Source organism: Sphingobacterium yanglingense (assembly GCF_004363245.1).
Taxonomy (GTDB): domain Bacteria; phylum Bacteroidota; class Bacteroidia; order Sphingobacteriales; family Sphingobacteriaceae; genus Sphingobacterium; species Sphingobacterium yanglingense.
In genome coordinates this window covers 274,777-296,883 of sequence record NZ_SNYV01000013.1, presented here as the reverse complement: position 1 = coordinate 296,883, position 22,107 = coordinate 274,777, and the positions used below count along the sequence as shown (strand labels likewise).

Genomic DNA, 22,107 nt, shown 5'->3' with positions numbered 1-22,107 from the left:
CATAAATGTAAGGACAAACAGAAGAGGGTAAAATAACGGAATCCGGGGATATTGGTGCTTACAAAATTATTTTCTCCAGTAACATGCAGATCGAAAGAACAAGTCACTATCTTTGTCCATTATGCAAGAACAGAAAAACAATCCGCTACATGGTAAAAGGTTAGACTTCATCCTAGAGGCACTAGTCGAGTATTATGGATGGAGAGAATTGGGCCGAATTATACCGATACGATGTTTTAATGAGAATCCAAGTATAAAATCATCCTTGACGTTCCTAAGAAAAACCCCTTGGGCACGGGAGAAAGTAGAGCAATTATATATTAAGAAGCTTTACTAGCTCTTCCCTTTTTCGCTTTATTACCCAACATTTTTTCTTCAAGAATATCAATTAAAGCTACTGTCTTTTACTGATTCTTCTATCTTGGTTAGCCTCTTGTCGACTATTTTGTCGTTTTTCAGTCGATACGCTGATTGATTTTGCGTTTTACTTTTTTATCTAAAAAAAGTAAAACACATTCACTATCTTTATACTACAAACGCAGTTATTCCGCTCATCCTAAGATACTTTACCCAGTTATTACAGTACTCCGTTTAGAACTTCCAGACGATTTCAGAGTTATTAATCAATTTATTCATTTAAACGACATTAATATGCTTAGATTTTTTTTACTTTCATTAGTGGCTATCTTTTTCGCCAGTTGTGATAGAAAACATAAGTCCAATACAGCTTCCCGTCCTGTATCTACTTGCTCTAGATCACAAACATCGGACGGAGAATGGTATAGTCTAGGTAAAAAAGCACCATTATTTGACGGTTTAGATGGAATAGATTTTAAGATCACGACAATGAGTCAGGAAGCCCAAAGATACTTTAATCAAGGGATGATGTTGGCTTATGGGTTTAATCACGCTGAAGCAGCAAGATCTTTTTTTCAAGCCAGCCGATTAGATTCAACCTGTGCTATGGCATATTGGGGATTCGCTTATGTATTAGGCCCTAATTACAATGGTGGCATGGAACAGGATAATTTTCAACGAGCTTACGATGCAGCTCTTAAGGCCAAATCACTTATAAGAAACTGCACTCCTTTAGAAACAGCACTTATTCAAGCTTTATCTTCCCGATACCAAACCAATCCAGCGACCGACCGATCCCACTGGATATCGCATACGCTAACGCTATGAAAAAAGTATATGAGCAGTTTCCCACACATCCTGATGTCGGAGCTTTATACGCCGACGCTCTGATGAATCTACATCCTTGGGATCTTTATGACAAGACCACAAAAAAAACAAAGAATTGGACTATTGAACTGGTAAATATTTTAGAGCAACTCATCAAAATGAATCCTAAGCATCCCGGTGCTCATCATTTCTATATCCACGCCTTGGAAGCGTCATCAAATCCAGAAAAAGCATTATCCAGCGCCAATCTTTTAAACACTTTAGTACCGGGGTCTGGTCATCTGTTGCATATGCCTGCTCATATTTACATCAATACTGGAGATTATCATTTAGGTACACTAGCCAATCTACGCGCTATAGAAGTAGATAGTGCATATACAACAGCCTGCTATGCCCAAGGCATATACCCATTAGCTTATTATCCCCACAACTATCATTTCTTAGCTGCAACTGCGGCCTTAGAAGGTAATTCATCGCTGTCCTGGTCTACAGCTCAAAAACTGCAACAGCATATCGCTGTTGATTTAATGGATCAACCTGAGTGGAGTACATTACAACATTACTATACCATCCCTTACTATACCGCTGTCAAATTTAGTATGTGGGATAAAGTTCTATCTCTACCTACACCTAAAGAAGATCTGCCGTATCCAAAAGCCATCATACATTATGCCCGAGGATTGGCCTATCTTTCCATGAATGATATGATACGTGCTCAAAAAGAATCCGATACACTGCGAATATTAGCCTCCGACCGTCATCTTCAAGAACTCACCGTCTGGGATATCAACACTATGGCTGATCTAGCTAAAATAGCCGACTATGTACTAGCTGCTGCCATAGCCTCTAGGCAAAGTAATTTAGAAAAATCAATATCGTTACTCAAAGATGCGATTGTATTAGAAGACCATCTCAATTATAATGAACCTCCAGATTGGTTCTTTTCTGTACGACACCACCTTGGGGCAGCATTACTCCGAAAGGGACAATACCACCAAGCCGAAACTGTTTATAGACAAGATCTCCAAAAATGGAAATTAAACGGCTGGGCACTAATTGGGCTTTACAAATCGCTCTTGGCACAAGGAAAAGAACATGAAGCCTTAGACACCAAATCAACCTTTAATAAAGCATGGCGATATGCAGACATCAAAATCACCTCATCATCCAATATATTCTGACAATACCGACATCTTTTCTAACACTTTTATAGTCACCATCTATGGTGATTTGGATCCTACCAGAAATTAGTTCTCGACTTTGTTCCCTCCATGCCGGGGATCAACAAAGTTCAACTAAAAAAGCCTCAAAACTTTCATTTTGAGGCTTTCTATAAAAACATTTTATTCTTACTTCGCGTAAGACACAGAACGTGTTTCCCGTATTACCGTCACTTTAATCTGCCCAGGATAAGTCATCTCCGTCTGGATACGATTAGAAATATCCGCAGCTAATATCTCCGATTGTGCATCCGAAATTTTCTCACTCTCCACCACAACACGCAGCTCGCGTCCTGCTTGGATTGCAAATGTCTTCTCGACACCAGGGTAAGATAGCGCCAATGCTTCCAACTCTTTCAAACGCTTGATGTAACTCTCCACAACTTCGCGACGAGCTCCTGGACGGGCACCTGATATCGCATCACAAGCTTGAACGATTGGCGAGATCATCGCTGTCATCTCAATCTCATCGTGGTGCGCACCAATAGCATTACATACATCTGGGTGTTCCTTATATTTTTCAGCCAACTGCATACCAAGGATTGCGTGTGGCAATTCTGGGTTGTCATCTGGCACCTTACCAATATCATGTAATAATCCGGCACGTTTTGCATGTTTCACGTTCAACCCTAGCTCAGAAGCCATAGTAGCAGCGAAATTCGCTACCTCACGGGAGTGTTGCAATAAGTTCTGTCCATAAGACGAACGATAACGCATACGTCCTACCATACGGATTAACTCTGGGTGAAGACCGTGAATCCCCAAATCTATTGCTGTACGCTCACCAATCTCAACAATCTCATCTTCAATCTGCGTACGTGTCTTGGCTACAACCTCTTCAATACGTGCAGGGTGGATACGTCCGTCAGTCACCAAACGGTGTAATGCTAAACGGGCAATCTCACGGCGTACCGGATCAAATCCAGATAAAATGATAGCTTCTGGTGTATCGTCTACAATAATTTCGACACCTGTAGCAGCTTCTAAAGCACGGATATTACGACCTTCACGACCGATAATACGTCCTTTGACCTCATCGTTCTCGATATTGAAAATAGAAACCGTATTTTCAATAGCCGACTCCGTAGCTGTACGTTGGATAGTTTGGATAACCACCTTTTTTGCTTCTTTGGAAGCAGTCAATTTAGCCTCGTCAACAATATCTTTAATATGGATAATAGCTTGCGAACGGGCTTCTTCTTTCAACGAAGTCACCAACTGCTCACGTGCCTCATCGGCTGTAAGGCCTGCAATCGTTTCCAACTGCTGAATATGTTGACTTTTCAATAAATCCACCTCTTCGCTCTTCTTCTCGTTTATCTCAATCAATTGATCTAACTTCTTACTCTTGTTATCAAGCTCTTGTTTATCACGGTTGATACTTTCCAACTTTTGGTTTAAAGACTGCTCTTTTTGACGGATTGAGTTTTCCTTCTGAGCAATAGTATTATTCCGCTGATTAACCTCTTTTTCATGTTCAGCTTTCAACTGAAGGAATTTCTCCTTAGCTTCTAACTGTCTTTGCTTTTTAGTATGTTCGGCTTGCTTTTCAGCTTCTTTTAGGATACTCTCTGCTTTCTCGCTAGCATTCTTCTCTTGCTTTTTAAAAAGTAATTGCAATAAAAACCTCCCAATTGCAACCCCGATTAAAAGAGATATTATAATTGAAATTGTTATAGATAACTCCATGTTATTTAGTATATATTATTTAGTTTTTGTGTGTTCTCCCTTTATTTTTTTTCAAAAAAAAACCGCAATTAAATTGACAGGTATCATGTATTATTAAACTTCGATTTCACATGATTTGAGCGTATGATCATGACCTAGATGGCAAATATGCAAAATGGCCTACATCTTTTTTTTGCTCGTGATATTGAAGCGTTAAGTTTAAAATAGTGACAACCCGAATTTAATTGCGGCAAATCCGTTGTTAAAGCTCTATAATATAAAGAACGATACTTATTTCTTAAAGAAATCAGTCAAGATGGTATCCAATTCGTGAACAGACTGTTCCAGTCCCAAATCCTGATCCTGCGCATTACGTTCTGCTTTGATCATACCCGTAGCATATTGCAACACACACATGGACAATAAATCCTGCTTATCACGAACTGCATAATTATCCTGCAATTCCTTCATTTTTTCATTTATCAATTTCGCTGCGTGACGGATCACTTCTTCCTCTTCAGTGGTAACCCGTAAAGGATAAACCCGATCAGCGATATTTATTTTTATGGAAATTTCTCCCATTTTAATGAGCTTTATAATGTACTAACCTGAATTAAAATTCCTGCAAATGGATTATTTTAACAAGTTAATGCATCTGTCTATTTCTCGCACAAAATCGTTAATTTTTTGTTTTGTGTCAAGTATTTTTTCATTTATAGCACTTTTATCAATATCTGCCTCTTCCAAAGATTTAGCAACTGCCATCGCTTTAATCTTTTCCTCCAGCTGTCCAACTTTCTCCGAACTGGTATCAAATGCAACCTGAACAGACTGCAATTCCAATTTCAAAAGATCGTTCTCCTCTTGCAAAGCTTCACACATTTGAATTAGATTCTTCGTTTTCTCAACGATAAGATTCATTTGTGTTGATAATGATGCCATATAATAACTCGCAATTAAATTAATAAAACTAACGCACTACAGCCCCAGTCTCTTTCTCAAAGTTAAGAATTAATTTTTGAATAATGCTATCAATTTGTTTATCATTTAGCGTTTTTTCTTCGTCCTGAATCGTAAAACTCAAAGCGTAAGACTTTTTACCCTCTGGTAATTTATCGCCTTTATAAACATCAAAAATATTAACAGCTTTCAAGAGCTTGCGTTCTGACTTCAACGCTACGTTCTTCAACTGCTCGAAAGTAACTGAATCATCCAGCAACAGCGCCAAATCACGACGTACTGCAGGGTATTTAGAAACCTCTTTAAATTTAATCTCGTTTTTACGTATCGAACGAATGACCAAATCCCAATCGAAATCCGCATAGTAGACCTGACCATCGACATCCGCTTTTTTCAATGCCTCGGTAGCGACAGCACCCAAAGAAACAAGCACTTTCTGTCCTTTCATATAGTCTAGGCCATACGTCAAATTAGCGTTTGTAGTCTCGACAACCTGCAGTCCTTCGACCTTTAGACGCTTCACGATCATATCTACAGCAGCTTTCAGATTATAAAAGCTCACCGCCCCACTAGTAACATTCCATTGCTCTTTAGACTGATTACCTACAATACCAAGCACCATTCGCTGACGCTCACTATATCCTTCATCCAAAAGATGATAGGTTTTCCCATATTCAAAAAACTTCAGGTCCGTAGCTTTACGTTTTTGATTATAGGATATAGCAGTCAACATCGAGTAAACCAGATTCTGGCGCATCGTATCGAGATCCGAACTCAATGGATTCAACAAACGAACCGCTGTCGACTCGTCATCCACATAAGACAGCTTGGTCAACGAATTGGAAAGAATCTCTCTATAACCATTACCAATCAACAAATCAGCAATTTGATTCAACACGACTTCTTTATCCGGTTTATCCTGTGTATTCAAAGATGCTAGAATCTGGCTCTTTAGTTCGATATTATTATATCCGTAAATCCGTAGTACTTCTTCTGTCACATCGACCTCACGTGTTACATCGACTTTGTAGGCCGGTACCTCCACTGAGAACACCTCTTCTTTTTCTGCAATGATATTAATTCCCAAAGCTTCGATGATTTCTTTAATCTCTTCCGCCGGGATTTCTTTACCGATCAAGCGCTGTACATTCTTGCAATCTACATCAAATGCAAAAGGAGCAACAGGGTTAGGATAATGATCAGATACCGTTGAACTAACCACACCACCTGCAATTTCCTGAATCAAAAGTGCTGCCCGTTGCAATGCAAATACCGTAATATTCGGGTCTGTACCACGTTCAAAACGGAACGAAGAATCAGTCTTTAACCCATGACGTTTAGCTGTTTTGCGGACATAAACCGAATTAAAATAAGCAGACTCAAGAAAAATCTCTGTCGTACCCTCCGAAACTCCCGAATACTCACCGCCAAAAACACCAGCAATACACATCGGCTTGCTGTCATCGGCAATCACTAAATCTTCAGAAGATAATTTACGTTCTACGCCATCCAATGTCGTGAAGAGCTCCCCTTCATTGGCCAAGCGTACGACTACCTTATTTCCAGAAATCTTATTTGCATCAAATGCATGCAAAGGTTGACCTAGGTCGTGTAATACATAGTTTGTAATGTCGACTATATTATTAATCGTTCGGATACCGATCGCATTCAACTTCTCTTTTAGCCAATCTGGCGATGCCCCAACCTTAACACCCGAAATACGTACTCCAGAATATCTTGGACATGCCTCTGTATTTTTAACATCTACTGTTGTAGTATTTGCAGCAGCAGGCGTTGTAAAACTACTTACATCAGGAAGCGTATAGCTCTTACGGAAATAAGCTGCTAAATCGCGCGCTACTCCCAAATGAGAAGCTGCATCTGCACGGTTAGGAGTCAGACCAATCTCAAAACAATAGTCATCTTCCATTTGATAAAATTCTTTTACCAAAGTACCTACTTTAGCATCTTCTGGCAACTCCACAATACCGGCATGCGAACTACCGAGCCCAATTTCATCCTCTCCACACAACATCCCTTCGGATACTTCACCACGGATTTTGGATTTTGTAATCTTAAATGGTTCGCCCGAAGTCGGGTGGCAGGTTGTACCCACCGTAGCGACTATTACTTTAAGACCTGCACGACAGTTGGGCGCTCCACACACAATATCCAAGGCTGTACCTGTACCAACATCCACTTTTGTAACACGTAATTTGTCCGCATTTGGATGTTGTTCGGCCGAAATCACCTCTCCTACCACTAATCCTTCTAATCCACCAGGAATAGATTGTATTTTCTCTACTGCCTCTACCTCCAGACCTATATCAGTCAGAATCAAGGACAATTCATTCGGAGTCTTTTCTATATCGAGGTAATTCTTAAGCCAATTGTAAGAAATATTCATTATTAAATAGTTTTTTAAGAGATACAAAGATAGGCTTTTGAGGGAAAAGCTAGTTGCTTATTTAAAATATTCCGTAACTTTGTGCTTTAAAGTTGAAGAACGTTCAAAACCCAACATTATATAATGATTCATTTCTTTGAGAACCCATCGAATACCATCTACGGTGTTCAAAGCGTAAACTCTTTATCACAAGAAGACATTACTAAACTAAACTGGCTATTTGGCAATGCCAAAAAACTAGAAGAACAAACCTTAAGCCGCTACTTTGTAGGTCCGCGCGCAGCCATGGTGACACCTTGGAGTACCAATGCTGTAGAGATCACACAAAATATGGGCATTGAAGGAATTGTCCGTATTGAAGAATTTCAGCCTGTACCTGCAGACTTCAATGATTTCGATCCGATGATTTCTCAAAAGTTTGAAGCCTTGACACAGGATATGTACACCATACATATCACGCCAGAGCCTATTATCGATATCGATGATATCGATGCCTACAATAAGTCAGAAGGCCTTGCTCTAAATCAAGAAGAGGTAGCGTATTTAAACAACCTATCGACCAAGCTGGGACGCAAGCTGACCGACTCCGAAGTGTTTGCATTTTCGCAAGCCAACTCAGAGCACTGCCGTCACAAAATATTCAATGGCACTTTTATTATTGATGGAGAAGAACAACCTACGTCATTATTTAAGTTGATCAAAAAGACATCAGAGACCAATCCGAATGACATTGTATCTGCTTACAAAGACAATGTCGCTTTCGTCAAAGGCCCTAGAGTAACACAGTTTGCCCCTAAATCAGCAGACAAACCTGATTTTTACGAAGAGAAAGACTTCGACTCTGTATTGTCTGTCAAAGCCGAAACACACAACTTCCCGACTACAGTAGAACCGTTCTCCGGTGCGGCTACGGGATCTGGCGGCGAGATCCGTGATAGATTGGCCGGTGGACAGGGAGCTCTTCCGCTCGCTGGCACGGCTATTTACATGACAGCATACTCTCGTTTATTGCAAGACCGTCCTTGGGAAAAAGGAATGCAAGAACGCCCATGGCTGTATCAAACACCAATGGATATCTTAATCAAAGCATCCAATGGTGCTTCAGATTTTGGAAACAAATTTGGACAACCACTCATCACAGGTTCAGTATTAACCTTTGAACATGAAGAAGAAGGACGTAAATTAGGATATGATAAAGTAATCATGCAGGCTGGTGGTGTTGGTTATGGAAAGCTAGACCAAGCGAAAAAACACACCCCAAAAGTCGGTGATAAAATCGTTATTCTAGGTGGTGAAAACTACCGTATCGGAATGGGAGGCGCTGCAGTATCTTCTGCGGACACCGGTGCTTTTGGCTCAGGTATCGAATTGAATGCGATACAACGTTCTAATCCAGAAATGCAAAAAAGAGCAGCCAATGCCGTACGTGGCATGGTCGAGTCCGACAACAACCCAATTGTATCGATTCACGATCATGGAGCAGGTGGACACTTAAACTGTCTATCAGAGCTTGTCGAAGAAACCGGAGGCCTGATTGATTTAGATAAGCTTCCAGTAGGTGACCCTACCCTATCAGCAAAAGAAATTATTGGAAACGAATCCCAAGAGCGTATGGGTTTGGTGATTGCTGAAAAAGATATCGATACGTTAAAACGTGTTGCTGACCGTGAGCGCTCGCCAATGTATGCCGTAGGTGATGTGACGGGCGATAACCGTTTTACATTTGAATCGAAAACCACAGGCGAAAAACCAATGGATTATGCTTTAGAAGATTTCTTCGGATCATCTCCTAAAACAATCATGCGGGACAACAGTATCACACGTAACTATGCCGATCTTTCCTACACTACTCAGGAAATACCAGCATATGTCAACCAAGTATTACAATTGGAAGCTGTCGCTTCCAAAGATTGGTTAACAAACAAAGTAGACCGTTGTGTGGGTGGTCGCGTAGCCAAACAACAGTGTACTGGCCCACTACAGCTGCCATTGAACAACGTAGGTGTGATGGCACTGGATTACAAAGGCAAAGAAGGTATTGCTACCACTGTAGGTCACTCGCCTGTAGCCGCGTTGATTGATCCTGCTGCTGCCAGCAAGACCGCAATCGGTGAAGCACTTTCAAATATCGTATTCGCTCCTATCATTAATGGTATCGAAGGAATTTCCCTATCGGCCAACTGGATGTGGGCATGTAATAATGAAGGTGAGGACGCCCGCCTTTACAAAGCAGTAAAAGCTTGTTCTGATTTCGCAATCGAACTGGGCATCAACATCCCTACAGGGAAAGACTCCCTTTCGATGAAGCAAAAATATCCAAACGGAGACCATGTCATCGCACCAGGAACTGTTATCATTTCTGCAGCAGGAAACTGTACAGACATTAGTAAAGTGGTAGAACCTGTCCTAAAGAAGGATAGTGGCTCTATCTATTACATCAACCTCTCTAAAGATACCTTTAAACTGGGTGGTTCTTCATTTGCACAGATTTTAAACAAAGTCGGCGCCGAAGTACCAACGATACAGGATGCCGCTTATTTCAAAAGAGCATTCCATACCATACAACAATTGATCGCAAATGGTCAAATCGAAGCAGGTCACGACATTGGTTCTGGTGGTTTGGTAACGACATTACTCGAAATGACATTTGCCGATGTAAACCTTGCCGCGAGCTACGACCTATCTGGCTTGGGCGAAGTAGATATGGTAAAAGCATTATTCAATGAAAACATTGCTGTCGTACTACAGGCAAAAGACAACGCTACTTTAGAAGCTGCTTTCCAAGCTGCGGGTGTAGAAGCAGTGAAAATAGGCGAAGTCATCGCAGGTGATACCGTAAGTTTCAAAAACAATGCAGATGTATTTACATTTGGTGTGACTGAAACTCGCGACACTTGGTACAAAACCTCGTTCTTACTAGACCAAAAGCAGTCGAAAAATGGTATGGCGCAAGAGCGTTATAACAACTACAAGAACCAACCTTTACAATTTGCTTTCCCAGCACACTTTAACGGTAAAAAACCGGCTATAAATGCATCGGGAGCGCGTCCTAAAGCCGCTATCCTCCGAGAGAAAGGTTCCAACTCAGAAAGAGAAATGGCAAACGCCATGTACCTTGCTGGATTTGATGTCAAAGATGTACACATGACCGATTTAATCACAGGACGTGAGACACTAGAAGACATACAATTTATCGGTGCTGTAGGTGGCTTCTCCAACTCGGACGTATTAGGTTCGGCAAAAGGTTGGGCCGGTGCTTTCTTATACAACGAAAAAGCGAAAAAAGCGTTAGACAACTTCTTCGCCCGTCCAGACACCATGTCTGTCGGAATATGTAACGGCTGTCAATTGTTTATGGAGCTTGAGCTGGTCAACCCAGAGCACGATGTTCATGGCAAAATGTTGCACAATACCTCTGCCAAACACGAATCAAACTTCGTATCGGTCAAAGTTCAGGAGAACAATTCGATCATGTTAAAAACTCTTGCGGGCTCTACCTTGGGTGTTTGGATTTCGCATGGCGAAGGAAAATTCAACTTACCAAAAGAAGAGTCAGCTTATCAGATTGTTGCTAAATATGCTTATGAGCAATACCCGCACAATCCAAATGGATCTGATTACAATACAGCGATGTTATGTGATACCACAGGCCGCCACTTGGTCACGATGCCACATATCGAACGCTCGACATTCCAATGGAACTGGGCACACTACCCGAATGGCCGTCAAGACGAGGTTAGTCCTTGGTTAGAGGCATTCGTTAATGCAAAAACTTGGTGCGAAAGCAACAAAAAATAACTGAAAAAGCTCTCCTTAAAAGGAGAGCTTTTTTTTAGATAGACCGACGATACCCCGGCTTATTCATCATATGATCCAGCGAAAATCTTCCTGAGCCGACAATCATAAAGACTGCCAGTAAGACCAAAACCACCACCGACAGCCATAGCTCGGAATTGAGGAAACTAAATCCCCTAGTGATATTAACAAAAAAGACCGCCCCTACCACCACTGGGAATATCAACAGGGCCGCTAATCTCGTTTGAAAACCAAAAATGATAAATAATCCACCTACCAAATGGGTAAAAACTACATAGTGTACTGCACCCCAGATAGACAATTGAAAATTCGTTTGCTCAATCAATCGCCGCACAGCTTCTTGATCGTTGACAAAACTAATCCCTTTGGCAAGGATAATAACACCTAATGCTATTCTAAAATAGTCTAACCACTGTGGATGATGACGATCACCCCAATGTTCAATACTGTGAATTAGGTTCATAAAGACCTCCTTTCTAAAATTGGTATATTTTATAGTATAACGCAATTTCAGAAAGAAAGTTGTATATCATGAAAACACACCTAGGGACAATTGAACTCCTCTGAAGACAGGCTTGAGGATTTAAGAAATAGGTATTATATATTAAAAGCATCAAAAAAACGTTAAAAATCGTCTTTTTGATGCTTCCAGTTTACATGTAAAAATTACAGTATTAGTATTTAATAGGATAATCTTGCATGAACTCAAAATGATAATTCTCTTTTTTGAGGCTATCGATCAAACCAGCTAACAACTGCTGTCCTTTCTTTGTTTGAAACATATCGTCATGCATCAATAGGATCACATTATTAGGAGTCATAGAGCTTTGGTAATTCAAGAAATTACGCATCTTCGTGTAGACTGACTCTAATGATTGGACAGGCACTCCGGTCAAACTGTTGATCCGCCACTCCACGTCCCAACCATAGATCTTATAGCCATTTGCAAACAGCATATCTGCTGTACTAGCACCACTTTGCAAATCAATCTTACGGACATTATCGTATATCCAGATATTACGTCCAGGGAGGCGCACTATCTTATGCTTAAGATTCAGCTCTTTCTCGTTTTTCTCAAAATCTTCGAATGCAGTAACGGGGTTGCTGTAGAAATGGCTATACTTATTATAAGCATGCGTATAGCTGTGATTATAACAAGCAACCAAAGGATTTTTCTCGTAGTTCGCTAAATCACGCTTACGCCCCTTGATCACACTGGCATGACGACCAACCAAGAAAACATTGACTTTAATATTCTTCGCCTTTGCCAGCGAGTCTATCGCAGCACTTCCTACCAAAGGACCATCATCAAATGTCAAAAAGACGTGTTTAGGTTTTTTATCAAATTCACGACGAAGAGAGTCTTTCAACATCTTCTTTTGGGTCTTAATATCTATCGGCTTGAGGGTATCTACAACAAAGTGTATTTGGTTCTTCTGTAAGGAATCCCACTTATCAAGCAACAACGGCTTTTTGATCTGTACAATTTCTTCTTGTTCAATTCCTTCAATCGAATCCCGATTCACATAGCCTAAAGCGGCCGAAGACAAATTTTGACAAGAACTCATCCACACTCCTAGGAGAGTAGCTCCAACTAGAAAAGCTAACCCTCTACCTTTCTTCATCATGTATTATTACAATTAACGATTACCCTAAATATTCCACAAAATTAGAACAAATATCTTAATTCAAAGTATATTTTTTTGTGTTTTCTAAAAGAGTTGAAACAAATTATATACCAAAATTCCATGTGAACTAAAAAGCCCCTAAACCATCAGGCTTAGGGGCTTCCAAACAAACTTAAACTACAACTAATGGGACACTAATCATCCCAATTTCTTCGTCCGTGATGCTTAGACTCTTTATGCTTTCCATGTGACTTTTTGTTATATCGCTCCTCATGTCGACCATGCCTTCCCCGGTCTCCATCTCGCAATATCACCTGTGTGTGATTGTGCGCATAATGCCCATAATGCCGGCGGTGGTTGTTATGGTAACGCCAAGGCGAAGGGTCGTTGAGCACTACCTTATAGGTACGATAGACATCAAAATGTTTGTAGCGTCCAGGTAACTTCGATTTAGTCACCCATTTATTACCTTGATAATACGTGTATTTCCGACTCGTCACATCGTAATACACATCAATTTCCGGCATATAGTAATACCGTACATAATCATAACCTACAGGTCCCCATAGCGGTTGGCTGCCGATATTAATATTGACACTGACCTGTGCCTGGCTGGGTTGAGAAAACCCGAGTCCAATAAATAATAGCGATAGGTAAAAACATCTTTTCATAACAATCCTCCTTATTCTTCTTTTTCCTTAGTTATATGTTAGGACATAGAACTAAGGAAAAAGATTAACAGAGAAATTGTTAAAAGATGTAAAATTAATGTTATTTAAAAAGCAAAGCCCACCTGTAGACCGATATGATACAGATTACGTTTCACTTTATCACTAGTCCACCGACTACCTGCATCACTGGTACGGACAATCGAGGTAGGCTGAAATTCAAAATAAGGGCCCGCAGAAATATTCATACCGTTACGAAAACGGACATTAGCACCTGCTTGTGCATTCGCAATGAAACCCGATTTTATTTTAGAGGTATAGTTATCCCTTCCCCCAGAATTAATATCATACAACTCGATGTCGCTATCATTAAGAGCAAAAGAATACCCTGTTGAAACAGATAGAAAAGGGCTCACCTTTTTATCGATAAAGCGGGCATTGAAATTAACAAAAACGGGAATCGCAAAATAGTTAGAAATGGTATTGGACGAATAGCCAAATACATTTGTATTTACAGAACGATCGCTAGAAGTTTCATCCAAAGAGATCAAATGGCGTATCCCAACACCTGGCCCAACCGCAATAAACTGGTTTAGCTTGAAACTGGCGACATAATCAAACTTTAGACTCAAGTAGTCGTCTTCAATCGCCTCACTCCAGCTATCGTAATTACGGTTTTCAGAGCTTCCGACGACATAGTTCATCCCAAAACTAAATTTGTGATCCAGCTTTTTTTGAGCAGAAACAGCAAAGCACACGAGCGTGCCTAACAAAGTAAAAAATAATCTCATAGTAAGTAATAATTTGCAGCACAAAAATAAGCAAAGAAAGGAAATTACAATACACTTTTTGTTGCACTAAATTTTCTATCTTTGTGCAAATTTTAAATATTTCAGCAAGACTCATGGCTTTACAATGTGGTATAGTAGGCCTACCAAACGTAGGTAAATCAACATTATTCAATTGTTTGTCCAATGCAAAGGCACAAGCAGCGAACTTCCCTTTTTGTACAATCGAACCCAACGTAGGTGTTATTACCGTTCCTGACGAACGCCTCACTAAATTGGCAGAACTTGTAAATCCACAAAGGATCGTTCCGAACACTATTGAAATTGTCGACATTGCCGGATTAGTGAAAGGTGCTTCTAAAGGAGAGGGATTGGGGAACCAATTCTTGGGTAATATCCGTACAACAAATGCGATTATCCACGTATTGCGTTGTTTTGATGATGGCAACGTCATCCACGTAGATGGCTCAGTAGACCCTATCCGCGACAAAGAAATCATCGACACCGAATTGCAATTAAAAGACCTTGATACCGTTGTAAAACGTATACAGAAAGTCGAAAAAATGGCTAAGACAGGAGGAGATAAAGACGCTAAAAAGACTTTTGAAATCCTTTCTATTATAAAAGAGCACTTAGAAGCAGGCAAATCAGCACGTACAGCACCTATCAGCGAGGAAGATTTCGAATATATCGAAGACCTTACTTTACTGACTGTAAAACCGGTACTCTATGTATGTAATGTAGATGAAGGTTCTGTCAATACCGGCAATGCTTACGTAGAACGTGTAAGAGAGGCTGTTAAAGATGAGAATGCAGAGGTTCTGGTAATATCTGCTCAAATCGAATCTGAGATTGCCCAACTCGAAAGCTACGAAGAACGTCAGCTCTTCTTGGATGATCTAGGCCTTGAAGAGTCTGGTGTCAATAAGCTTATTCGCGCTGCTTATTCCTTATTGAATCTTGCCACTTACTTCACCGCCGGAGTGCAAGAAGTAAGAGCATGGACAATAGAGAAAGGCTATACTGCCCCTCAAGCCGCTGGTGTAATCCATACAGATTTCGAAAAAGGATTCATTCGTGCAGAGGTAACCAAATACGAAGACTTTGTACACTATGGATCTGAAGCTGCTGTCAAAGAAGCTGGAAAATTAGCTGTAGAAGGAAAGACTTATATCGTTGCAGATGGTGACATCATGCATTTCCGTTTTAACGTATAAGCTCATCGCTATATAATAATAAAAGGGAGCACCGTAGAGGTAGCTCCCTTTTATTATTTTGGACATTGCGGTTTGCAGTCTTCTTTATCTAAAATTATTCTTAAATTGTAGTCAGAAAAATGGTACCAGCGCAACCTTATTTTTGAGGGTGACTCTACCTATTAATAATTAAACTATCAGCATGAAGATATTAGTTTTTGGCGCGAGTAACAGCTCAGACTCCATCAATAAGAAATTCGCAACTTCCGTAAGCAAGTATTATAAAGAGAAAGAAGACGTCATTGAGATAATTGATTTGAATGACTTTGAAATGCCCTTGTTCTCCAAAGACAAAGAGCGAGAAATAGGCCTCCCCAATGAAGCACTTCATTTTGCAGAAAAAATCGACAATGCGGACCTGATTCTCATCTCATTTGCTGAAAATAACGGCAACTATAATGTGGGGTATAAAAACCTAGTCGATTGGACTTCCCGGATCAAAGGCCGAAAGGTATATAACGGAAAGCCTGTTTTTCTACTAGCAACCAGTCAAGGACGACGAGGCGGGCAGTCCGTATTACAGATTGCAACGGAGCGAATGCCATTTGATGGCGCCGAAGTGCTGGAAACATTCTCTCTACCTGAATTCGACGTCAACTTTGAGGAAGGTAAAGGAGTTACAACCCCACTTCTCCGTAGCCAATTGGAGGCTAAGGTAAGGAAAACAAAACGCTTGATGGCAGAGCGATTAGCCCAGTAAGTCAAAAAACTTTAGAACATGTTGATTGTTTAAATAAATAATAAGTAACATTAAAAAAACAAAATGCTATGGCAAAGAAAGTATTACTCTTGGTAGGCGACTATGTGGAAGATTATGAGGCTATGGTTCCATTTCAAGCAATGGGATCTATCGGTATTGAAGTAGACGCTATTGCTCCAGATCGAAATAAAGGCGACGCCATCCCTACGGCAGTACATGACTTTACAGGAGACCAAACCTACAAAGAACTTCGAGGACACAACTTTGTAATCAATAAGAGTTTTGATCAGGTCAATCCCGAAGAGTACGACGGGCTCTACATCGCTGGAGGACGCTCTGCAGAATATATCCGTCTGAACAAACGTGTTATTGAGATCGTACAGCACTTCTTCGAGAAAAATAAGCCGGTAGCTGCTATCTGTCATGGCATACAGGTACTCACGACAGCCAAAGTATTAAAAGGCCGCACCCTGACCGCATACGTCGCTGTAGGACCAGATATTGAACTAGCTGGTGGTACATGGAAAAACATACCTGCCGATCAGTCTGTAGTAGACGGCAATCTAGTCACCTCTCCAGCTTGGCCAGGCCATCAGACTATACTTCGTGATTTCTACAAACTACTGAACATTACGATCAACTTATAATCATAAACAACAAATGAAAAAAAGCAAAAGGGTATGGTTTATCGCCATACCCATTATTCTAATTTTAGGTTATTTAATTTGGGATTCTTTCAGTCAACCTTCGATGAAAGATATACCTGGAGATTTTGCGGAAGTCGCATTCGTTCGTAACGAGCAGAACAAAGGTGGAATTGTACGTATCTACGCCGTAACGGTGGGAGACCCAATAAATGCTAATTACGAAGCCTGTGCCGACCTCTTCCCTACCAACGACTATAATAGTGTGACACGGATTTTCTTTTTCAACAAAAACTCTCCTTATCCGACTACCCTGCAGCTGGAGGCTCCCTACTACGACACTGCGCAGTATAACGCCATCAACATTGTCAAGAGAATGGGTTCAAAGTAAAAAACAAGCACTATTCACATAAAATTAACATTTAGATAACATTAGAAATATAGTTTTGATATCAAATTGATAAGTAGGCATGGCACGTAAATTTGTTCCGAGAGATATTAGCTGGTTAAGCTTCAATGGTAGAGTATTGCAGGAAGCTGCAGATAAAACCGTACCCCTTATTTCAAGGATTAAATTTCTAGGCATTTTCTCTAACAATCTAGATGAGTTTTTCCGAGTACGCGTAGCGGGTCTGAAGCGAGCTCTCGCTGTGGACGAGAAAGAAGCGAAGAATATTTTCTTCGAAAAACCCCAATTGATTCTCAATGCATTAAATACATTGGTCATCAAGCAACAGAAGAAGTTTGACAACACCTGGCGTGATGTGCAGAAAGAAATGGCCAAGCAACGGGTATATATCAAGAACAACTCTGAGCTATCGGAAGAACAACAACACTTTGTAAAGCAATATTACATCGACGAGGTAGAGTCCAGTGTAATCCCATTATTGCTCGATGACCTGAGACCCATGCCCTATTTGCGGGACAAGTCGCTCTATCTTGGCGTAGCCATGAAAAAGGCAGATTGGCAATATGAGACAAAATTTGCTGTCATAGAAATTCCGACTGCACAAGTCGGCCGTTTTATACTACTTCCCTGCCCCAGCAAAGAGGTACATGTCATCTTATTAGAAGATGTTATCAAATTCAATCTGCCCCATATATTCTCTTTCTTTGGATTCGATGAGTTCACGGCACACGCCTTCAAAATAACGAGAGATGCAGAGTTTGACCTGGACAACGATATCAATACCAGTTTTGCAGACAAAATCGCCAAAGCCGTAAAAAGTAGAAGGAAAGGAAAACCAACACGGTTTGTCTTCGATCAGGAAATGGATACCACACTCGTTGATTTTTTGATTAAGAAACTGAACATATCAAAAAAGGACAGTATCATTCCAGGGCAAAAAATACATAACTTTAAGGATTTTATGAATTTTCCGGCTGTTTTCAGGAAATACCATAAACCGAAAGAACGCAACTCATTCTTACATCCAGATCTTGCAGATCAAACCCGCATTACAGATGTAATCACAAAGAAGGATATTTTATTATCCTTCCCTTATCACACATTTGAACACGTCATTGACCTATTGCGCGAGGCTGCTATGGACCCAGATGTGTTATCCATACAGATTACAGCCTACCGACTCGCATCCAACTCTAAAGTGGCAAATGCATTAGTGAATGCGGTACGTAATGGCAAAGATGTAACCGTCATGTTGGAACTCCGTGCACGTTTTGACGAGACCCATAACCTGGAGTGGAAAGAGCGCTTTGAAATGGAAGGAGTAAAAGTTCTATTGGGGATACCCAATAAGAAAATCCACGCAAAACTCGGTATCATCAAAAAGCGTGTTCATGGTAAGACAATCCAATATGGCTTTGTGAGCACGGGAAATATCAACGAGAAAACTGCAAAACTCTATGGAGACTATTGCTTATTGACAAGCAATAGAACTGTAATGGCCGATATCAATAAAATATTCAATGCCCTCCGACGTCCTAAACATGACTTAGAGCAATCCCTCAAAATGGGGCGGGGCCTACTCGTTTGCCCTAATGACATGCGCAACACATTAATGCACTACTTTGATGTCGAGATCGCCGAAGCACAAGCAGGTAGAAAAGCACATGTCATCGTCAAGATAAACTCACTCAGTGACAAGCTTTTGATCAAGAAAATATACGAAGCCGCCGAAGCTGGTGTTAAAATCGAAATGATCGTACGCAGTATATATTGTGCCGTCAATCAAAAGACGTTTATCCACCCGATTCATGCCATAAGTATTGTGGACGAATACCTAGAACATGCGCGTGTATTCTATTTTCATCATGGAGGTAAAGACCTGACTTATATATCATCAGCAGATTGGATGACGAGAAATCTCGATCACCGTATTGAGGCAGCTGTAAAAATCAACGATAAAAAACTAAAGGCAGATATTCTCGATATGCTAAAAATACAGCTTAAAGACAATGTAAAGGCGCGTTTACTAAACAATAGCTTGGATAATGAGTATGTAAAAAATGAGGATACATCTTTCCGTTCTCAAATAGAACTGTATAAATACCTAAAAAATAAATCAGCCCACTAAATAACTAATATTTTTAGTAATTTTATCCTACGATGGAGGATAAAATGATAATCAAAGGACGAGGAGCACAAATAAATCTGCACAACAAGTATAGGGCTCAGCAGTATGAACACTATTTTATTGAGGGGATAGATATTGATCATGAGGAGAGCAACCGCACTTCTTTTCTATCATCCGATGCAAAAACGCTCGTCCACCGTGTAGATAGTCCCGATGTAGGGATGGGCTATTCTGCAAATCCTTATCAAGGTTGTGAACATGGCTGTATATATTGCTATGCGCGCAATTCCCATCAATACTGGGATCTGAGTGCCGGTCTTGATTTTGAGCGAAAAATCATTGTAAAGGAAAATGCGCCAAAGCTCTTCAAAGATTTTATCAGCCGGAAAAACTGGGATTTCCAACCCATTCATCTTTCTGGGAATACAGACTGTTACCAACCCATCGAGCGCAGCAAACAGCTGACCCGAAAAATCTTAGAGATTGCACTGGCTAAGCGACAACCCATCAGTATTATCACAAAAAACAGTCTCATATTAAGGGATATTGACCTATTAACTGATCTTGCCCACAAGAATTTAATAAAGGTATTTGTCTCCGTCACTTCGCTTTCGGAAGAAACCCGAAAAAAACTAGAACCTCGCACGGTAACCGCCACCCAACGTTTAAAAGTTGTAGAAGAATTAAGTAAACAAGGCATCCCCGTTGGGGTAAATGTAGCCCCTGTCATCCCCGGCTTAACGGACCATGAAATCCCAGCCATCCTCAAAGAATCGGCAACTCACGGAGCCTTATGGGCCAATTATATCATCGTACGTCTCAATGGACAGATAGGTGATATATTCCACAACTGGTTATCCGTAAATTATCCTGACCGGAGCGATAAAATCTGGCATGCTATCCAGAGTTGTCATCAGGGAAATGTAAATAGTAGCGTATTCGGTCAGCGCATGAAAGGCTCCGGCAAAATATCCGAGATTATCCGGGACACTTTCCGCTTGCATTGCTTACGCAACAATCTCAATACCGTCCCCTTTTCTTATGCTAAACGCACAGAAAACACATCTCAGGCACAGCAGTTAAGCCTCTTTTGACACTTCTGCTGCTGCAGGTCGATCGCTTAATTTTCGAACAAAAAGATTGTAGTTTTCGTGCTTTTCGACATAAATATTCTCACCGGCATCAATAAAGCCATCTAATGCAACAGCATCATACCATACCCCATCTACTTCTATTTTACCTGAGGGACGGAGTACAGTCCTAGCAATCCCTTCTTTATTCAGCAAATTAACCTTAGGTACAGAAGAGGTATATCCGCTATCAGCACGTTGCTCATCAGCCAATACCAAACGCTTGAAAGCGGAAGTATTGAGAATATTCTTCCCAAATATTACCATCAAAATTATGGAGAGAACCATTGCTCCAATAACAATTAAAAAAGAATTCATCAATAAACCTGGTTGAGATACTTTAAAATCAAAATAATCATTGGCTAACATTGAAAATGCAAGCCCACACAATACAAAAATAATACCCAATACCCCAGCTATACCAAAACCGGGTATTACAAAGACTTCCAATGCCAACAATATCACCCCCAAGACAAAGAGTGCAATCTCCCAATGGTCAGCCAAACCCTGTAAGTACAAAGGAGCAAAAAACAAAGTGGCAGCTACCAAGGCTACCCCTAGTGCAAAACCAATACCTGGCGTCTGCAGTTCAAAATAAATCCCTCCTATGATCCCCATGATCAATAGACCACTCACCAAAGGATTGACCAAAAGCCCAATGATGCTATCTACCCATGTCCGTTCATAATTCTGTACTTTTGGTGCTGCGATATCGAGGCTAGCATAGATTTCTTCCATCTGCTTCACCTCCGCCTTGGCCAAGTTTGCCTTCACAGCTTCTGACGCTGTGAATGTCAATATCTTTCCATCCTCTTTCCATGCGGGCAGAGCGATACTTGGGTCTACAAAAGCCTCAGCCATCTTAGGGTCACGTCCCTTGGCTTCAGCAGTAGCCCGCATTAACCCCCGCATATAGGATTGATATTTTTCAGGCATGATTTCGCCTTGCTGATTGACCACGCTTGCAGCTCCTAAAGAAGCCCCCGAATGCATAAAGATATAATCCGAAGCCAATGCGATCAAAGTACCTGCAGAAGCCGCATTATTATTCACATATACCACAGTCTTCATCTCCGCATTAAGCAACAGACTACGAATAGAGTCTGCAAAATTTACAGCCCCTCCAAACGTATTCATCTCGACCAAAAAATAGTCGGCCTGTTCCTTTATCGCCTGATCGTAAGACTTTTTTATAATCCGCCAGGAATTCGCACCGACATCCTCCTTTAACTCCGTTTTATAGACATGCTGTCCATTGACTACCGCTACACCTGCAACAACAAAAAATAGCAACAACAAAATGGATTTTGTAAATTTGTATAGCATAAATTATATCTTAAAATAAATGTGAGTATCTGTGTTCTAACTGCTCCTAGACAGATAATATGCGTGTCTTTGAGCATAAAATGACCACAAACAAAGAATTTAGATATTCCAGCCTGATTGCAAGAAGCTAAGCCAAAGCAATCAGAACATGTTACATGGCAATTAATAGTCAAA

19 protein-coding genes are annotated in these 22,107 nt (G+C 40.6%); 10 read left to right on the top strand and 9 right to left on the bottom strand.

Translation table 11 applies throughout. The features are described from left to right. Positions 1–121: 121 nt before the first annotated feature. The 3 genes from CLV99_RS09630 (at position 122) to CLV99_RS09625 (ending at position 2,366) form a co-directional block, all read left to right on the top strand. Positions 122–337, top strand: a complete 216-nt coding sequence (locus CLV99_RS09630) for a VF530 family protein (protein ID WP_133584294.1) — start codon at positions 122–124, stop codon at positions 335–337. A gap of 314 nt (positions 338–651) precedes the next feature. Then, entirely contained in the window at positions 652–1,185 is a 534-nt protein-coding gene (locus tag CLV99_RS23320; RefSeq protein ID WP_211348494.1) for a hypothetical protein, read from the top strand. Beyond that, positions 1,182–2,366, top strand: a complete 1,185-nt coding sequence (locus tag CLV99_RS09625; protein WP_211348492.1) for a tetratricopeptide repeat protein — start codon at positions 1,182–1,184, stop codon at positions 2,364–2,366. Before CLV99_RS23320 ends, CLV99_RS09625 begins: the two co-directional genes overlap by 4 nt. Before the next feature lie 168 nt (positions 2,367–2,534). Here the strand turns inward: CLV99_RS09625 and rny are convergent, their stop codons facing one another. The 4 genes from rny to pheT form a co-directional block, all read right to left on the bottom strand. After that, the gene (rny, locus tag CLV99_RS09620; protein WP_133584293.1) at positions 2,535–4,094 is read right to left on the bottom strand and encodes a ribonuclease Y; all 1,560 of its coding nucleotides are present in this window, start codon (positions 4,092–4,094) and stop codon (positions 2,535–2,537) included. 270 nt (positions 4,095–4,364) lie between these two features. After that, positions 4,365–4,655: a cell division protein ZapA gene (locus CLV99_RS09615; RefSeq protein ID WP_133584292.1), complete on the bottom strand. Its 291-nt coding sequence runs from the start codon at positions 4,653–4,655 to the stop codon at positions 4,365–4,367. Positions 4,656–4,706: 51 nt separating this feature from the next. Beyond that, positions 4,707–5,015 (bottom strand): hypothetical protein, encoded by a 309-nt coding sequence (locus CLV99_RS09610; protein WP_133584291.1) that lies wholly within the window; start codon positions 5,013–5,015, stop codon positions 4,707–4,709. 28 nt (positions 5,016–5,043) lie between these two features. Further along, positions 5,044–7,440 (bottom strand): phenylalanine--tRNA ligase subunit beta, encoded by a 2,397-nt coding sequence (pheT, locus tag CLV99_RS09605; protein WP_133584290.1) that lies wholly within the window; start codon positions 7,438–7,440, stop codon positions 5,044–5,046. A 123-nt stretch (positions 7,441–7,563) separates the two neighbouring features. On the opposite strand from pheT, the gene purL reads away from it, so the two are divergent. Continuing rightward, positions 7,564–11,238, top strand: coding sequence for a phosphoribosylformylglycinamidine synthase (gene purL / locus CLV99_RS09600; protein ID WP_133584289.1), 3,675 nt, complete (start codon positions 7,564–7,566; stop codon positions 11,236–11,238). Positions 11,239–11,272: 34 nt separating this feature from the next. Here the strand turns inward: purL and CLV99_RS09595 are convergent, their stop codons facing one another. From CLV99_RS09595 to CLV99_RS09580, 4 genes are all read right to left on the bottom strand, one after another. Then, positions 11,273–11,719, bottom strand: a complete 447-nt coding sequence (locus CLV99_RS09595) for a DoxX family protein (RefSeq protein ID WP_133584288.1) — start codon at positions 11,717–11,719, stop codon at positions 11,273–11,275. A 211-nt stretch (positions 11,720–11,930) separates the two neighbouring features. After that, positions 11,931–12,884 (bottom strand): polysaccharide deacetylase family protein, encoded by a 954-nt coding sequence (locus CLV99_RS09590; protein ID WP_246032728.1) that lies wholly within the window; start codon positions 12,882–12,884, stop codon positions 11,931–11,933. Positions 12,885–13,078: 194 nt separating this feature from the next. Then, the gene (locus CLV99_RS09585) at positions 13,079–13,555 is read right to left on the bottom strand and encodes a hypothetical protein (RefSeq protein ID WP_133584287.1); all 477 of its coding nucleotides are present in this window, start codon (positions 13,553–13,555) and stop codon (positions 13,079–13,081) included. A 104-nt stretch (positions 13,556–13,659) separates the two neighbouring features. Then, positions 13,660–14,343, bottom strand: a complete 684-nt coding sequence (locus CLV99_RS09580; protein ID WP_133584286.1) for a hypothetical protein — start codon at positions 14,341–14,343, stop codon at positions 13,660–13,662. Between the two features lie 113 nt (positions 14,344–14,456). Here CLV99_RS09580 and ychF point away from each other — a divergent pair, with 113 nt between their 5' ends. The 6 genes from ychF (at position 14,457) to CLV99_RS09550 (ending at position 20,571) form a co-directional block, all read left to right on the top strand. Then, on the top strand, positions 14,457–15,557 hold the full coding sequence (ychF, locus tag CLV99_RS09575) for a redox-regulated ATPase YchF (RefSeq protein ID WP_133584582.1): 1,101 nt from the start codon (positions 14,457–14,459) through the stop codon (positions 15,555–15,557). Between the two features lie 181 nt (positions 15,558–15,738). Further along, positions 15,739–16,296, top strand: coding sequence for an NADPH-dependent FMN reductase (locus CLV99_RS09570; RefSeq protein ID WP_133584285.1), 558 nt, complete (start codon positions 15,739–15,741; stop codon positions 16,294–16,296). Positions 16,297–16,364: 68 nt separating this feature from the next. Next, complete coding sequence (locus CLV99_RS09565) at positions 16,365–16,943, top strand: DJ-1/PfpI family protein (RefSeq protein ID WP_133584284.1); 579 nt, start codon at positions 16,365–16,367, stop codon at positions 16,941–16,943. A gap of 13 nt (positions 16,944–16,956) precedes the next feature. Beyond that, positions 16,957–17,331: a hypothetical protein gene (locus CLV99_RS09560; RefSeq protein WP_133584283.1), complete on the top strand. Its 375-nt coding sequence runs from the start codon at positions 16,957–16,959 to the stop codon at positions 17,329–17,331. A 79-nt stretch (positions 17,332–17,410) separates the two neighbouring features. Beyond that, positions 17,411–19,477: a polyphosphate kinase 1 gene (gene ppk1 / locus CLV99_RS09555; protein WP_133584282.1), complete on the top strand. Its 2,067-nt coding sequence runs from the start codon at positions 17,411–17,413 to the stop codon at positions 19,475–19,477. Between the two features lie 32 nt (positions 19,478–19,509). Continuing rightward, complete coding sequence (locus CLV99_RS09550) at positions 19,510–20,571, top strand: PA0069 family radical SAM protein (protein WP_133584281.1); 1,062 nt, start codon at positions 19,510–19,512, stop codon at positions 20,569–20,571. Here CLV99_RS09550 and CLV99_RS09545 read toward each other — a convergent pair. Beyond that, positions 20,557–21,933: an NfeD family protein gene (locus tag CLV99_RS09545; protein ID WP_133584280.1), complete on the bottom strand. Its 1,377-nt coding sequence runs from the start codon at positions 21,931–21,933 to the stop codon at positions 20,557–20,559. The two genes, CLV99_RS09550 and CLV99_RS09545, sit on opposite strands and share 15 nt — an antisense overlap. Positions 21,934–22,107 lie beyond the last annotated feature (174 nt).

What these genes read in the sequence shown, in the direction of transcription:
- CLV99_RS09630 (WP_133584294.1), top strand. Translation starts at nt 122, where the DNA reads ATGCAAGAACAGAAAAACAATCCGCTACATGGTAAAAGGTTAGACTTC.
- CLV99_RS23320 (WP_211348494.1), top strand. Translation starts at nt 652, where the DNA reads ATGCTTAGATTTTTTTTACTTTCATTAGTGGCTATCTTTTTCGCCAGT.
- CLV99_RS09625 (WP_211348492.1), top strand. Translation starts at nt 1,182, where the DNA reads ATGAAAAAAGTATATGAGCAGTTTCCCACACATCCTGATGTCGGAGCT.
- rny (WP_133584293.1), bottom strand. Translation starts at nt 4,094, where the DNA reads ATGGAGTTATCTATAACAATTTCAATTATAATATCTCTTTTAATCGGG.
- CLV99_RS09615 (WP_133584292.1), bottom strand. Translation starts at nt 4,655, where the DNA reads ATGGGAGAAATTTCCATAAAAATAAATATCGCTGATCGGGTTTATCCT.
- CLV99_RS09610 (WP_133584291.1), bottom strand. Translation starts at nt 5,015, where the DNA reads ATGGCATCATTATCAACACAAATGAATCTTATCGTTGAGAAAACGAAG.
- pheT (WP_133584290.1), bottom strand. Translation starts at nt 7,440, where the DNA reads ATGAATATTTCTTACAATTGGCTTAAGAATTACCTCGATATAGAAAAG.
- purL (WP_133584289.1), top strand. Translation starts at nt 7,564, where the DNA reads ATGATTCATTTCTTTGAGAACCCATCGAATACCATCTACGGTGTTCAA.
- CLV99_RS09595 (WP_133584288.1), bottom strand. Translation starts at nt 11,719, where the DNA reads ATGAACCTAATTCACAGTATTGAACATTGGGGTGATCGTCATCATCCA.
- CLV99_RS09590 (WP_246032728.1), bottom strand. Translation starts at nt 12,884, where the DNA reads ATGATGAAGAAAGGTAGAGGGTTAGCTTTTCTAGTTGGAGCTACTCTC.
- CLV99_RS09585 (WP_133584287.1), bottom strand. Translation starts at nt 13,555, where the DNA reads ATGAAAAGATGTTTTTACCTATCGCTATTATTTATTGGACTCGGGTTT.
- CLV99_RS09580 (WP_133584286.1), bottom strand. Translation starts at nt 14,343, where the DNA reads ATGAGATTATTTTTTACTTTGTTAGGCACGCTCGTGTGCTTTGCTGTT.
- ychF (WP_133584582.1), top strand. Translation starts at nt 14,457, where the DNA reads ATGGCTTTACAATGTGGTATAGTAGGCCTACCAAACGTAGGTAAATCA.
- CLV99_RS09570 (WP_133584285.1), top strand. Translation starts at nt 15,739, where the DNA reads ATGAAGATATTAGTTTTTGGCGCGAGTAACAGCTCAGACTCCATCAAT.
- CLV99_RS09565 (WP_133584284.1), top strand. Translation starts at nt 16,365, where the DNA reads ATGGCAAAGAAAGTATTACTCTTGGTAGGCGACTATGTGGAAGATTAT.
- CLV99_RS09560 (WP_133584283.1), top strand. Translation starts at nt 16,957, where the DNA reads ATGAAAAAAAGCAAAAGGGTATGGTTTATCGCCATACCCATTATTCTA.
- ppk1 (WP_133584282.1), top strand. Translation starts at nt 17,411, where the DNA reads ATGGCACGTAAATTTGTTCCGAGAGATATTAGCTGGTTAAGCTTCAAT.
- CLV99_RS09550 (WP_133584281.1), top strand. Translation starts at nt 19,510, where the DNA reads ATGGAGGATAAAATGATAATCAAAGGACGAGGAGCACAAATAAATCTG.
- CLV99_RS09545 (WP_133584280.1), bottom strand. Translation starts at nt 21,933, where the DNA reads ATGCTATACAAATTTACAAAATCCATTTTGTTGTTGCTATTTTTTGTT.